Origin of the sequence: Aeromonas sp. XH (assembly GCF_033348475.1) — a bacterium.
GTDB lineage: Bacteria > Pseudomonadota > Gammaproteobacteria > Enterobacterales > Aeromonadaceae > Aeromonas > Aeromonas sanarellii.
The window spans coordinates 3,894,970-3,907,779 of record NZ_CP137630.1 but is presented as its reverse complement, the minus strand read 5'-3'; the positions used below and the strand labels follow the sequence as shown (position 1 = coordinate 3,907,779).

Sequence of the window (12,810 nt, the reverse complement as noted above, 5' to 3'; positions counted from 1 at the left end):
CTGCCTCTGACTGGCGCCTCAGCGCTGGCCCTGATAGGGGGTCAGTTGCAGTTGATCCTCGCGGATGGCGAAGTGGATGGGGCCGTGCTCGATGTCGACCCTGTTGTGGTGATGAGCCATCTCCACCTCGACGCCGGGGAAGAGGCGCTGGGTGGCGATGATGTCCATGTTGGCCATGAGCGCCTGCAGCGCTTGCTGCGCCTCGACCAACTGCTCGTCCAGGGATCTGCTCTCGTCGAGCTGGCGGGTGCGCAGCGCCTTGATCTTCTGCAGCGTCTCGGGATTGCGCTTGTCGCCGGGCAGTTGCAGCAGCCGCAGGATGAGGTCCTGCAGCTTGTCTATCTGCTCCCGGCAGGCCTGCTTGCGCTGGCGCAGGGCCAGCTCCTGCTCCTTCTGGCTGAAGTAGCCGCCGAGGATCTGCAGCCTGGTCCGGTTCGCCGCCGAGGCCCCGAGCACGGGGGCCATGATGAGCCGGTTGGCGATGTTGACGCCACCGATGAGGTGACCCTTGCGCATGGCGCTGTCCCCCACCTTCAGATCCTGGCCGCTGCGGCAGTAGCAGTGGCTGAGCTGGCTCAGGATCTGGATGTCACCGTCGGCCTCCAGCCTGGCGTACTGGGCATAGCCGGCGTGGATCTCGCCCCCGGCGTTGAGGTGGCAGAGGTACTCGTCCTCCCCCTGCTTGCGGCCTATGATGCCGTTGCGCACCGTGATGGTGCCGCCTGACTCGATATAGCCCCCCTCGACGAAGCCGCCGATCACCACGTCCCCGCTGGTCTTGACGCGCATGCCGGGCATGACGTCCCCGGTGACCAGCAGGGAGCCCTCGAATTCGACGTGACCATGGCGGATGTCGACCTGCTTGACGCTCAGCACCTCGTCCACCCGCATGCCGGCCCGCTCCTGGCACGGCAGGCCGGGGCGGGTCGCCAGCAGCAGATCCGGATCCTCGGGGGAGAGGCAGGTGCCTTCCCCCGCCGTCATGGCGCTCTCCTTGCCGGACCTGGCCGGCAGCACCTGGCCCGTCACGGTGAAGCCGTCCACGCCCTGGGTGGCGGGGTGGCGGCGCATCAGCGTAGCCCCCGCCTTGACGGTGAGCAGGGTTCCGAGGTCGCGCATGTCCACCTTGCCGTGGTCCAGCTCCTGGGGTGTCAGGATCCGCTCGGCCGCGGTCGCCACCAGCCTCTCCAGGCGGGTATCCAGGCCGTGCTTCGCCGCCTTGCCCAGGGCGATCACGGGGCTGAGCAGGGCGCCGGGGGCCGCCTCGCCGGCAGCCTGGACGGCGGCGGCGAGCAGCCGCTCGCTCACCCCCTGTTTGACCGGGCTGGCCGCCAGGGCTTCCCGCAACTGCGCCAGGGTGAGGGGCTGGCCGCCCCAGTCGGCGGTGATCTGCGCCCTGGCGCTCATCTGGTCCTTGTCCACCTGGATCAGCAGCCTGGCGTCCTGGCGCCGGGCCACGGGCACGGGCGGGTGGGCTGGGGCATCCGGCGTTGACGTCAGGGTGTTGAGCAGGGTGACGGCCTCGCGGATCCCCTCGTCGAGGGGTTGATAGCGCCGGCAGTTGGAGAGGCGCAGCAGGGCCAGGACATCGTCCTCCCGGACGGGCTCGGTGAGGCCAGGGGCGATGCGCAGGCAGACATAGCTCATGTCGGCCGACAGCTGAAACCACGCTTTGCTTAACACCGGGTGCCTCCCTCGTTGCGCCTGTCCGGCTTGCCCGAACGGGGCAGGTCCTTGCCGAAAACCGATGCCGCCGGGGCGGCCCAGGTCGCAGTATTCGGGTATTTTTCCTTCCGGGTCAACGATCTGAATGCAAATGGGTGAACCGGGTTGAGGAAATATCGGCTGACGGGAGAGGGGCGGAGTCGGCACATGCCATGTGCCGCATTGCGGCTTTTTAGCGCAATATGCTGAATTTTTATGCTTTCGCTATCCAGAGTGTCAATCAAGTTGAGAGTGGCAATACGATTCACCTTGCTAGGCAGGAAGAGAGAGATTTTAATTTGCCGCCGCCCCAGGGAGATGGCCCTGGTCGCCACCGACCAGCCCCTTTTTTTGTCCAACCGAACGAGCCCCATGACCGCCCAAGGCCACCTGCTGTTTTCCGTCACCTGCGTCCTGCTTGCCCACAAGGCCGAGCTCACCCCGGCCCTGGCCGATGCCAGCCTCTGGCACCTGGTCCCCATGGCCCTGGCCAGCGCCCTGCTGCCGGATCTGGACCATCCCCACTCCCTGCTCGGGCGACAGCTGCCCTGGCTCTCGGGGCCCCTCTCCCGCCTGTTCGGCCATCGCGGCTTCACCCACAGCCTGCTGGCGGTGGGGATGGGGGTCTGGGGGTTGGCACAGGTGGAGGCCCCCTGGCTGCTGTCGGGGGCGGTGAAGGATGCCCTCATCGTGGGCTATCTCAGCCATCTGCTGGGGGACTGGCTCACCCCCATGGGGATTCCCCTGCTCTGGCCCTGGCGTCGGCGTTTTCGCCTGCCCGGCCTGCCCCTCAGGAGCGGCGGGGGTTACGAGAGGGCCTTCTGCCTGCTGACCCTGGCGCTCGCCGGGTACTGGGTCCACGGGGAGCTGGGGTTTGCCGCCTTCTAGTGCGAAGGTTCAGCCTTGGCGCCTGGCCGTTCTCGTCAGGGTGAGGTAGTCGGCGAGCACCGGCAGCCCCTGCAGGTGGCGGCGCAGCATGTCGAGGGCGGCGAAGGCGAGGATCCGGCGCCCGCTCTCGGGATCCGGGTGGCTGACCTTGAGGGTCTGGCCAAACTGCCGCCCGTCGGCGCACAGCAGCAGCGGCACGCCGTCCGGCCCGGCACGGCCTATGGTGAGGCTCAGGGGCGCGGCGGGCACCGCCAGCTGCATCAGGTCGGCGGGGAGGCTGTGGCTGAAGTGCGCCTCCAGCCCGGGGTGGAAATGGCACATGGCCAGCAGGGCGCCCCGGCTCTCCCCTTCTCGCAGGTGCAGCGGCCGCGCGCCCAGCAGGGCCAGGATCTGGCTGGCCGGCTCCTCGTTGCCCCGTCCCACCAGCCAGGGCGCAATCTCCCCCAGCAGGCGCGCCTCGGCGGCATCCATGTCGGCGGCGCTGGCCCCGTGGCCGATGAGCTTCAACTCGATGAGCGGCATGGACGAGCGGTAGCCCAGCTCTATGCCGGAGGGCCAGGGGGCCGCATCCAGCCGGTCCGAGAGGGCGGATTCCGAGATGCCGAAGGTGTAGAAGCGGCGCAGCTCGGTATCCGTCGCTTCCCCCGCCAGCGCCTTGAGACGCGGCATGATCTGCTCGCGCACCATCTGCTTGAACTCGAACGGCACGCCTGGGGTGAAGAACAGCCGGCTCTGGCCCTGGCCGGCCGGGTGGCAGACCACAAAGCCGCAGGCGGTGCCCACCGGGTTGTCGAGGATCTCGCAACCCTGTGGCAGCCAGGCCTGCTTGGCGTTGCTGGCGGCCATGGTGCGGCCACGGCTGGCGTAGCGCTCGGCCATGGTGGCGAGCCAGTCGGGGAACAGGGTCAGGGGTTGGTCGAACGCCTCGGCTGCCGCCTGGGCGGTGAGGTCGTCGGCGGTGGGGCCGAGGCCGCCGCACACCAGCACCACCTCGGCGCGTTCGCTGCTCTCGCGCAGCACGGCCTTCAGGTCGGCGAGGTTGTCCCCCACGGTGGCGCGGCGGCGCACTTGCCAGCCCTGCTCCAGCAGCAGGGCGCTGAGCCAGGCGGCGTTGGTGTCCACCACCAGGCCGGTCACTATCTCGTCGCCTGTGCTGATGATCTCGATGCGCATGGGGACTCCTTGGGTGGGCGGCGCCCGATCAGGGCTTGCCGTGTTCGAAGTAGTAGCTGATCCGGGTGCGCGGGTTGAGGTACTCGAACACCGCGGGGGGCAGGCGTTTGGGGTGGATCACCTTGGCGATGGTCAGCCCGGCCTCGTCGAGGTCGATGATGGCTGCCTCCTGGCGCGGGATGCGGGGATCATACACCAGTACCGCGGGGTAGAGCAGGCGGGAGGCGTTGACCGACATCACCAGGCCCACCTGGCCGTTGGAGAGCTGCACCACGCTGCCCGGGGGGTAGACCCCCATCAGGCGGATCAGCATGCCGAGGTGATCGGCGTTGAACTGGGCCTTGCGCTGCTTGTAGAGGCTGCCGAGGGCCGAATAGGGTACCTTGGCCTGCAGGTGGCAGAGGTTGTCGTACTCGTTGATGAGGGAGACGATCTGGGTGAGGGGATCGAGCTGGGTGCCCCTGAGCCCCTGGGGCCCGCTGCCATCCAGGTATTCGTGGTGGTGCTGCACGATGAGCTTGGCCGGATCCGGAAAATCCTTGGCCAGGCTCAGCAGCTCCAGCCCGTAGCGCGGGTGCTGGGCCATCAGGTTCAGCTCAGGCTTGGTGAGCGGCTCCGTCTTGCGCAGCAGCTGGCTCGGCAGCTTGAGCTTGCCGATGTCGTGGAACAGGGCCCCCATGCCGACCTGGCGGATCGCCTCGGCCGGCAACTTGCACTCCCTGGCCAGCAGCATGCTGAGCACGCTGACGTTGAGGGAGTGGAACTGGAGGCTGTTGCCGTCCGCGCTGTCCGACACCAGGTGCAGCACCATCTCGTCCACCGACAGCAGCTGCTCCGTCATGGCGTTGATCAGCTCCTGGGCCTCGGAGATGGCGTTGAGGGGGCGGGACTGGATCTTGCCCATCAGGTTGCGCACCTGGGCCAGGGACTGGCGGAACTGTTTCTCGCACTGCTGCAGATCGCGGCGATAGCGCTGCAACTGCTCGATGCGCCGGGTCTTCTCCTGCTCCATCACCTGCTGGCGGGCGACGAGCGCCTCGCCGTCATCCTCGTGGGATGTGTCCTGGCCGAGGGGTTTGGGGGGCGTGTCGCTCTTGTCGGGGATGATGGTGACCAGCTTGAGGCCGAGCCGACGGATCAGCTCTATCTCCTCCTCGCTCTTGAGCTTGAAGCTGGAGAACAGGAAGGGGTGTTCACGCCACCCTAGCGGCAGGGAGACGTAATTGCCGACTTGCAGCCGGTCGACCGAGATCTTGATTCCTGTCATGGGGTTGGGCACGAGATACACACTGAGCCGTATGCTAGTCAAAGGCCGGGGTGAATACAAAAGGTATCTGATGACAGGATGAGCGCTTTATTATAGGCTTCTAGATGTCCAGACATATTTACCGATGCAGTACAGGGAGTCAGCATGCCGATCAAGATCCCGGACCAGTTGCCCGCCGCCGAAGTGCTGGGGCAGGAGAACATCTTCGTGATGACGGAATCCCGGGCCGTCACCCAGAACATCCGCCCGCTGCGGGTGCTCATCCTCAACCTGATGCCCAAGAAGATCGAGACCGAGATCCAGCTGATGCGAATGCTCTCCAACTCGCCGTTGCAGGTGGACGTGGATCTGCTGCGCATCGACGATCGGGAGTCGAAAAACACGCCCCAGGCGCACCTGGAGAACTTCTATCACGACTTCGAACAGGTGCGCGGCAACAACTATGACGGCATGATCATCACGGGGGCGCCGCTCGGGCTGGTGGAGTTCGAGGAGGTGATTTACTGGCCCCGCATCGTCGAGATCATCGAGTGGTCCCATCAGCACGTGACCTCCACCCTGTTCCTGTGCTGGGCGGTGCAGGCGGCGCTCAAGGCGCTCTATGGCATGGAGAAGCAGACCCACGGCGAGAAGCTCTCCGGGGTCTATCGTCACCACCGCCTCGACGAGCACGAGCCGCTGCTGCGCGGCTTCGACGACGAGTTCGTCGCCCCCCACTCCCGCTACGCGGCGTTCGACGGGGATCTCATCCGTGCCCACACCGATCTGCAGATCTTCGCCGAGTCCGAGGAGGCGGGGGTCTATCTGGCGGCGACCAAGGATTGCCGCCAGGTGTTCGTCACCGGTCACCCGGAATACGATGCCCTGACCCTGGACGGCGAGTACCGGCGGGATCTGGCGGCCGGCCTCTCCCCTGTGGTGCCGGTCAACTACTACCCGGACAACGACCCGGACCAGACCCCGCGCGCCACCTGGCGCAGCCACGGTCACCTGCTGTTTTCCAACTGGCTCAACTACTACGTCTATCAGTTGACCAGCTACAGGGTGGAAGACATCGGCAAGGTGTTCACCTACCAGCAGCCCAAGGGGCAGTAACGCCTCAGTCGGCCCCGGCCAGCCGCCGTCCCCGGGTGTCGAGCCAGTGGCGGTGGCTGGCCAGGGTGAAGGCGCGGGGCCGCCTGGCCCGGATGCTGGTCATGGCCTCCTGCTGGGGCTGGCCCTGGCTCATCAGCAGCAGGGCCGCCGCCAGCCCGGTGCGACCGCTCCCCCCGTGGCAGTGAATGGCCAGGTGGCGCCCCTCCCGCAGCAGGGCGAGCAGCTCGGGCAACACCCTGGGCCAGGCCCGCTCGAAGGCGGCGTCAGGGGCCTGATCGTCCGCGACGGGCAGGTGGAACCAGCCCATGCCTCTGGCCTCCACCCGTGAGCCGAGTGTTCCCATGCCGAGGTCGGCCAGCTCGGCCTGCGTCATCAGGGTGAGCACTCCGCCGGCACCGGCCAGCTGCAACTGGGCCAGAGCCTGTTCCATGGGGACCTGCTGGCTGCCGGGGCAGGGGGTGAGCAACAGCTGGCCGTCGAGGCGCAACACCTCCAGGCTCCAGAAGGGGTGGGCACTGAGCATGGGGGGCCTCGTGGTGGCTGGGATAGGCGGGATGGCTTGGCCTCCCGCTGGGGTGCGGCACAGCATAGGGGCGCCGGGGGCGATGTCAATCCGCGTTGTGTTCGTCCCGGTTTACGGGCAGAGTCTAAAAAAATCGAGCGATGGAAGGAGTAGAGATGAGAAACCTGGATCAACTGGACTTGGACATCCTGGCCCATCTGTTTCGCGATGCGGGCATGACCAACAAGGACTTGGCTGCCCTGGTCGGGGTGGCGCCGTCCACCTGCCTGGAGCGGGTGCGCAAGCTGCAGCAGGACGGGGTGCTCAAGGGGGCACACTGCGAGGTGGACTACCAGGCCCTGGGTGGCCACATCCAGGCCATGGTCTCGTTGCAGCTGGCGCGCCACAGCCGCCAGATCATCGATGCGTTTCGCGACGCCATCCTGGCGCTGCCCGAGGTGATCAGCCTGTTCCACATGGGCGGCAAGGATGACTTCCTGGTGCACCTGTGCGTCTCCGACACCGAGCACCTGCGCAACTTCGTGTTCGACCACTTCACCTCCCGCGAAGAGGTGGTGCACCTCGAGACTTCCCTGGTGTTCGAGCACAGGTTCAGCCGCTCCCTGCCCTGCTTCCCCCATGCCTGAGTCTCCTTCGTCCATGGCGAGGGGTGAAGGTGCGCGAGGTGGCCTGACCTGCCTCCGGCGGCAGCCGGAACGGGCGGATCCGGGGCCAGCCCGGGCTACTACGAGATAAACGGCTGAAAAAACTGTGATCCTCCCGGCAAAGCGGGGAGGGTTGCTTGCCTATAATGGCGCCGAATTTCTCAATCGGAGCCGAAGGGATGCCGGTCTTTATCGATGTGGAATATCTGCGGGGATGGTGCCTGTTCGTGGTGCTCTCCGACGGCGTCACGGGCGTACTGGATCTGACCCCCTGGCGCCACCAGCCCCTGTTTGCCGCCATCGACACCGAGCGACGTTTCGCCCGGGTCTTCATCAATCGCCGCCACCAGCTGGAGTGGCCCGCAGGTTGCACCCTGTCGGCCCAGGAGGTCTACCACCTGATCCTGCCCATCGACGAGCGCTATGCCTTCCACGATCGCAATGCGCATTGAGCGTGGCCTGCTAACTCGTTGAGCAGGTAACGTTTTCAGTCACAGACCCGCTCTGCTCCGGCCGTTATCATGGCCTCAAAGGCGGCGCCTTTTGCGCCGACACCACCACAGCGGGAAGATAACAATGAAACAAGGAACGTTGCGTCGTGGCGGCCTGATCGGGGCCGCCCTGTTACTGACGGCTTGCGGCAGCGGGGGCGGTGGCTCCAGCACCGAGACCGAGCCGCCGGTGGTCAATCCTGACCCCCCGGCTGCTGCCCGCGCCTGTTACGGGGATGATCAGCCGGCCTGCAACCTGAGAACCTACCAGGTGATGGTGGAGTCCTTCGTCGATGGCGACGGCAGCGCCAACTACGGCGTCGGCTACGGCCCCTCCCGGCACAACGGCGATCTGCAGGGGATCATAGACAGCCTGGACCACATCAAGAGCCTCAACGTCAACGCCATCTGGCTCACCCCGGTGTTCGACTCCTGCGCCGGCCAGGCCGGGGATGACCGGCTGGACGCGACCGGCTACTTCGCCTGCGACTTCTTCAACGTGGATCCCAACTTCGGCAGCAACGCCCAGCTCAAGACCCTGGTGGACGCGGCCCACCAGCGCGGGCTCCATGTCTTCCTCGACGGGGTGTTCGGCCACGTCAACAAGGTGGGGGTGAGCAAGCCCTCGCCGGAGGGGCGCCTGCCCACCCTCAAGAGCGGTGGCGCCGGCTACCCGGGCCAGCTGGTGGACTACAGCCAGCCCGAGAGCCTGGCCTACTTCAAGGAGGTGGCCCGCTACTGGATCGAGCAGTACGGCATCGACGGCTGGCGCCTCGATCAGGCCTATCAGCTCGGCCTCGACGACTGGCGCGCCATTCGCACCGAGGTGGAGCAGGCCAGCGCGGCACGCAAGGCCGCCGGCCTGCAGTGGGGCACGCTCGGTTACATGGTGGGGGAGGTGTGGAAGGGGGCCGACGACATCCGCAACGAGGCCTATGGCTCGAGCGACAACCCGGCGCTCTCCTCGGCGTTCGACTTCCCGCTGCGCTACGGCCTGGTGCAGGCGCTGGCGGTGGAGGAGTCCGGCAAGGGCGGGCAGGGGGCCAGCGTGCTCGATGCCAGCTGGAACAGGCTGGAGAACTACCCGAACCACGCCATGCCGAACCTGATGCTGGGCAACCACGATCTGGTGCGCTTCGGCGATCTGCTGGAGCGTGGCAACTTCAACCAGGCGGACTACTGGCAGCGCCACAAGGCGGCCTTCAGCTTCCTGGCGGCCCGCTCCGGTCCCATCACCCTCTACTACGGCGAGGAATTTGGCGACGAGGTGCCGGGCTTTGCTGCCCAGGTGAGCGGTGACTGTGCGGCCCAGGGATTGTGCGACGATCACGTGGCCCGCAGCGACGGCAAGGTGCCCGGTGTCACCGGCTTCGTCCCGAGCGGCGAGCAGGCCGAGCTCAAGCAGTGGCTGAGTGAGCTGCTGGCCCTGCGCGCCAAGCATCCCGCCCTCTATCAGGGGGAGCGGGTCAAGCTGGTGGCGGACGGCAGCGTCTACGGCGATCTCAAGCAGACGGCGAGCGAGCAGATCGTCTACCTGCTCAACGTCTCCAGCACGCCCCAGAGCTACAGCCTGCCCCTGGCCAAGCTGCGCAGCGGCAGCGCCCTGGTGGATCTGCAGAGCGGCGAGCGCCTGACCCTGGGGAGCAGCAGCCTGACGGTGGACTTGCCACCCCTGACCGGGCGCTTCCTGTTGCTACAATGACGCCTGTCCCGGCAATGAAGAGGGCCCCGTTACGGGGCCCTTCTTGTTTCTGGCGGGTCAGGAGGCGCCCTGCCCCCGGTTCTCCAGCCGCAGGCGGAAGGCCCGGGCGAGGCGCTCGTAGAGGTCCTTGGCCTCCCTGTCTTCGATGTCGCCCCGGATCCAGGGGTTGTCGATGATCTCCAGCAGCACGCAGCCCTGGCCCTGCTGGCGCAGATCCACCCCGAACAGGCCGTTGCCGAGCTGGTGGACGGCGCGGCGGGCGGTCTGCAGCACCCGCTCCGGCACCTCGCTAAGGGGCAGCGCCTCGATCCGGCTCATGTCGAGGGGGTGCTTGCGGCGGCGGATGCGGTTGCCGGGCTCCGGCCGGTAGCGGCGGCAGGCGAACAGTGGCGAGCCGTCGAGAAAGCCGATGCGCCAGTCGAACTCGGCGGGGATCCGGCTCTGCACCAGCAGCAGGGCGGAGCGGGCCAGCCCCTCGTCCAAGAGGCGGGCGAGCTGCTGCTCGTCGCTGGCCATGGCGAGATCTCGCCCCTGGGCGCCGTCGGGGATCTTCACCATCAGTGGCAGGCCGAGGCGCTGCACCAGCTCGTCCACGTGCTGGCGGCCGCGCCGGGTCACCACCATGGTGGGGGGCATGGGGACACCGCTGCGCACCATCAGCTCGTAGAGGTAGAGCTTGTTGCTGCAGGCGAGGATGGCGCGGGAGCTGTCGATCACCGGCATCTTGAGCTGCTCGGCGCGGCGGGCGAATTCGAAGGTGTAGTGGCCCACCGCGGTCTCGGCGCGCAACCAGAGGGTGTCGAACTCCGGCAGCCGCTCGATGGCCGAGGAGGCCAGGATCTCGGCCCGGATCCCCTGGGCGGCGGCCGCCTCGATGAAGCGCTCGAGCGCCAGGGCATCGCTGCTGGCGCGACCATCCCCCTGATCCACCAGGATGGCGAGCTGGTAGCGCGGCGCCGCCTGTTCCTCGTCCCCCGCACCGGCCAGGGCCTGGGCGTGCTGCAGCATCAGCGCCTTCTCGCTCGGGCTCAGTGCCAGCGGCGACAGGCTCTCCTGCTGGCGCACCGACCAGCCGTGGCGGCCACGTTTGAGGGTCAGCTCCTGCAGCGGCAGCTGGCTCAGGCCGTAGTAGTAGCGGGCGAGCCCCGCCAGCTCGCTCTGCTCGCACTGGCCGAAGATGGCGCGCACCCGGATCCTGTCCTCGCTCTGCTGGGCCAGCCAGCCCTGCAGCTTGCGCCACAGCTTGGCGGGGGGCTGCTGGGGTTGCAGCCGGCTGATGGCCTGCAATCCCGGCAGGCAGTGGTGGCCGCGGGCCTGGGCCAGCAGGGAGCAGTAGTAGCCGGCGCTCAGGTGTTCCAGCGAGCGGCAGAGGTTGATGATGCGCGGGCGCCCCCCTGTGGTGGGCAGGCCGTGCTGCAGGTAGGTGCGGGCGGTCAGCAGATAGTCGGCATGGCAGGGCCAGTCGCCCGCCTCCTCGACGATGACATAGGTACTCATATTTTCGGCTCCACAGAAAGGGCTGCCAGAAACGGCAGTATCCCCAGTGGGCTTCGATGCACCGACAAGCACGACAATGGCGCGAGGGGAAACAAGAGGTTACAGTGCCTAATATTCTGCCTTGGTAACTTGTGATACAAGTCGCATTTCTGGTGCTGAGGATAAATAACCGAACAAGGACTCCCCGTGTTGACCGTGCGCGTCGCCCGAACCGACGATCTGGGCGCCATCGTGAAGCTGGAACGCTACTGCTTTCCCCCCGAGGTCGCCTTCGGCCGCAGCCGCTGGCACTATCTGCTCAATCAGGCCAAGGGGCGCACCCTGCTGCTGCAAGACGAGAAGGCGCAGGTGATGGGCTATTTGAGCGTGCTGGAGCACAAAGGCTGGGATCGCCTCATCATCCAGACCCTCGCCATCCGCTGGACGGTGCGCCGCCAGGGCTGGGCACGCCGCCTGCTGGAGCAGGTGATCCGGGAAGGTCGCGAGGCCGGGTGGGGGGCCATCCGGCTCGAAGTCGCCGACGCCAACCCCGAGGCCAGAACCCTCTATCAGGGGCTGGGGTTTCGCCCAAGGCTGCGGCTGCCCGACTACTACGGGCCCGGCCAGCATGCCCACCGCCTGGTGCTGGTGCTGGATGACGAGGGGCAGGACCCATCATGAGCTGCGATGACTGCCTGGCCACGGCCATCAGGGCCAGGCTGGGGCGCTGCCCGGTCTGTGCCGTCCAGACCCTTCTCACCGGGGTCGTCGGCTGGCTGGCGTGGTGGTGGTGCGGGGCCAACACCTCGGTCAACGCCCTGACCGGCCTGCTGTTTGCGCTCGGGGGCTCAGGTCTCTTCCTGCTACATCTGGCGGCCTTTGCATGGCGCAAACTGGTGAAAAGCGACAGATAAGGTGCTGATTTTTCAAGAAGACAAATAACAATGGAGGTTCACATGATTGCAATGGTAACGGGCGCCTCGTCCGGCTTTGGTGAGGCCATCAGCCGTCTGCTGGTGAGTGCCGGCCACCGGGTGATCGGCACGGGTCGCCGCGCCGAGCGTCTGGCCGCCCTGGCCGAGGAGCTGGGCGAGCAGTTCCTGCCCCTGGTGTTCGACGTGCAGGACAAGGCCGCCACCCGCGCCGCCATCGCCGGGCTGCCGACCGCCTGGCAGGAGGTGGATCTGCTGGTCAACAACGCCGGTCTGGCCCTGGGGCTGGAGCCCGCCCACAAGGCAGATCTCGAGGACTGGGAGCAGATGATTGCCACCAACGTCAGCGGCCTCACCCTGATCACCCGCTTGCTGCTGCCGGGCATGGTGGCGCGCAACCGCGGCCACGTCATCAACATCGGCTCCATCGCCGGCACCTACCCCTATCCGGGTGGCAACGTCTACGGCGCGACCAAGGCCTTCGTGAAGCAGTTCAGCCTCAACCTGCGCGCCGATCTGGCGGGCACGGCGGTGCGTGTCACCAACGTGGAGCCCGGCCTGTGCGGCGGCACCGAGTTCTCCAACGTGCGCTTCCACGGGGACGATGCCAAGGCGGCCACCGTCTATCAGGGGGTGCAGGCCATCCAGCCGGAGGATATCGCCAATACCGTGCGCTGGATCAGCGAGCAGCCCGCCCACGTCAACATCAACAGCATCGAGATCATGCCGGTGGCCCAGACCTTCGGCCCGCTGCATATCAGCCGCCGCTGAGGCCGCTCTGGTGACTCACCAACCCAAGAGAGGCGCCCTTCGGCGCCTCTTTTTATGGCGCCGCTGCCGGGTGCCGTCGCCCTGGGTTGTCTGGCGCGCGGTACTCAAGTTGGCCCGCAATTTGCTGCATCCTGGCCATGGCGG

13 protein-coding genes are annotated in these 12,810 nt (G+C 67.0%); 8 read left to right on the top strand and 5 right to left on the bottom strand.

All coding sequences use genetic code 11. The annotated features are described in order from the left end of the window. Nucleotides 1–18 precede the first annotated feature (18 nt). Nucleotides 19–1,683 (bottom strand): FapA family protein, encoded by a 1,665-nt coding sequence (locus R2B70_RS18040; protein ID WP_318162147.1) that lies wholly within the window; start codon nucleotides 1,681–1,683, stop codon nucleotides 19–21. 393 nt (nucleotides 1,684–2,076) lie between these two features. Here R2B70_RS18040 and R2B70_RS18035 point away from each other — a divergent pair, with 393 nt between their 5' ends. After that, nucleotides 2,077–2,592, top strand: coding sequence for a metal-dependent hydrolase (locus R2B70_RS18035; RefSeq protein ID WP_318162146.1), 516 nt, complete (start codon nucleotides 2,077–2,079; stop codon nucleotides 2,590–2,592). 9 nt (nucleotides 2,593–2,601) lie between these two features. Here the strand turns inward: R2B70_RS18035 and R2B70_RS18030 are convergent, their stop codons facing one another. Further along, nucleotides 2,602–3,765: a CinA family nicotinamide mononucleotide deamidase-related protein gene (locus R2B70_RS18030; protein WP_318162145.1), complete on the bottom strand. Its 1,164-nt coding sequence runs from the start codon at nucleotides 3,763–3,765 to the stop codon at nucleotides 2,602–2,604. 28 nt (nucleotides 3,766–3,793) lie between these two features. Further along, nucleotides 3,794–5,032, bottom strand: a complete 1,239-nt coding sequence (locus R2B70_RS18025) for an HD-GYP domain-containing protein (protein WP_209793737.1) — start codon at nucleotides 5,030–5,032, stop codon at nucleotides 3,794–3,796. Nucleotides 5,033–5,176: 144 nt separating this feature from the next. Between R2B70_RS18025 and metA the strand changes: the two genes are divergently transcribed. After that, nucleotides 5,177–6,127, top strand: coding sequence for a homoserine O-acetyltransferase MetA (gene metA / locus R2B70_RS18020; protein WP_042077510.1), 951 nt, complete (start codon nucleotides 5,177–5,179; stop codon nucleotides 6,125–6,127). A gap of 4 nt (nucleotides 6,128–6,131) precedes the next feature. On the opposite strand, the gene R2B70_RS18015 is transcribed toward metA, so the two are convergent. Beyond that, nucleotides 6,132–6,650 carry a tyrosine-protein phosphatase gene (locus R2B70_RS18015; RefSeq protein ID WP_318162144.1) on the bottom strand — a complete coding sequence of 173 codons (519 nt, stop codon included), beginning with the start codon at nucleotides 6,648–6,650 and terminating at the stop codon, nucleotides 6,132–6,134. Between the two features lie 155 nt (nucleotides 6,651–6,805). Here R2B70_RS18015 and R2B70_RS18010 point away from each other — a divergent pair, with 155 nt between their 5' ends. From R2B70_RS18010 to R2B70_RS18000, 3 genes are all read left to right on the top strand, one after another. Beyond that, entirely contained in the window at nucleotides 6,806–7,276 is a 471-nt protein-coding gene (locus tag R2B70_RS18010) for an Lrp/AsnC family transcriptional regulator (protein WP_042077514.1), read from the top strand. A gap of 197 nt (nucleotides 7,277–7,473) precedes the next feature. Beyond that, a complete protein-coding gene (locus tag R2B70_RS18005) occupies nucleotides 7,474–7,746 on the top strand; it encodes a DUF2442 domain-containing protein (RefSeq protein ID WP_318162143.1) in 273 nt (90 codons plus the stop codon). A 124-nt stretch (nucleotides 7,747–7,870) separates the two neighbouring features. Then, on the top strand, nucleotides 7,871–9,487 hold the full coding sequence (locus R2B70_RS18000; protein WP_318162142.1) for an alpha-amylase family protein: 1,617 nt from the start codon (nucleotides 7,871–7,873) through the stop codon (nucleotides 9,485–9,487). A gap of 57 nt (nucleotides 9,488–9,544) precedes the next feature. Here the strand turns inward: R2B70_RS18000 and R2B70_RS17995 are convergent, their stop codons facing one another. Further along, the gene (locus R2B70_RS17995) at nucleotides 9,545–10,984 is read right to left on the bottom strand and encodes a RimK family protein (RefSeq protein WP_318162141.1); all 1,440 of its coding nucleotides are present in this window, start codon (nucleotides 10,982–10,984) and stop codon (nucleotides 9,545–9,547) included. 186 nt (nucleotides 10,985–11,170) lie between these two features. On the opposite strand from R2B70_RS17995, the gene R2B70_RS17990 reads away from it, so the two are divergent. The 3 genes from R2B70_RS17990 to R2B70_RS17980 are packed head-to-tail and all read left to right on the top strand — an operon-like array spanning nucleotide 11,171 to nucleotide 12,666. After that, nucleotides 11,171–11,644: an N-acetyltransferase gene (locus tag R2B70_RS17990; protein WP_318162140.1), complete on the top strand. Its 474-nt coding sequence runs from the start codon at nucleotides 11,171–11,173 to the stop codon at nucleotides 11,642–11,644. Continuing rightward, a complete protein-coding gene (locus R2B70_RS17985) occupies nucleotides 11,641–11,877 on the top strand; it encodes a DUF3624 domain-containing protein (protein ID WP_318162139.1) in 237 nt (78 codons plus the stop codon). Before R2B70_RS17990 ends, R2B70_RS17985 begins: the two co-directional genes overlap by 4 nt. A 42-nt stretch (nucleotides 11,878–11,919) precedes the next feature. After that, the gene (locus R2B70_RS17980; protein WP_318162138.1) at nucleotides 11,920–12,666 is read left to right on the top strand and encodes an SDR family oxidoreductase; all 747 of its coding nucleotides are present in this window, start codon (nucleotides 11,920–11,922) and stop codon (nucleotides 12,664–12,666) included. Nucleotides 12,667–12,810 lie beyond the last annotated feature (144 nt).